Genomic DNA, 505 nt, shown 5'->3' on the forward strand with positions numbered 1-505 from the left:
TGGTCGTGCCGGGCAACTGGTTGAGCACGCCTTTGCCCGCACCGTCCGACGTCGCCGGCACGCGGTCGAGGATGTCGATCGGCTTCTCGCCGTAGCGGGCGACGATCGACAGTGTCAGTGACGTGGCGAAGAAGGCGGCCGCCAGGATCGCCGTCGCACGCGTCAGGGCATTGGCAGCACCACGCGCGGTCATGAAGCCGGATCCGCCACCGATGCCGAGGCCGCCGCCTTCGGAACGCTGCAGCAGCACCACGCCGACAAGGGCGAGCACGACCATGAGATGGATGACGATCAGTACGGTTTCCATAGTTTATCCTGGCAAGGCCTTGCCCGGCCGCGGACACGACCGGTGAATTGGAGGCGGCTCAATACAATGCTTTGACGGCATTTCCAAGCCCGTGGCCGGAATATGGGAAGCAACCCGTCCTTTGCAACGATTTCGTGCACCGGAAGCCCTGTCCGGCGGAGCGAATGTCTTCAGGCAATATTGCGATAAGCCTCGGCG

1 protein-coding gene is annotated in these 505 nt (G+C 63.4%); it reads right to left on the minus strand.

From position 1 onward, the window contains the following. The coding region (secG, locus tag EN984_RS37145; RefSeq protein WP_127384479.1) for a preprotein translocase subunit SecG at positions 1-307 on the minus strand (307 nt) is incomplete at its 3' end. Positions 308-505 lie beyond the last annotated feature (198 nt).

Origin of the sequence: Mesorhizobium sp. M7A.F.Ca.CA.004.12.1.1 (genome assembly GCF_003997835.1) — a bacterium.
Taxonomy (GTDB): Bacteria; Pseudomonadota; Alphaproteobacteria; order Rhizobiales; family Rhizobiaceae; genus Mesorhizobium.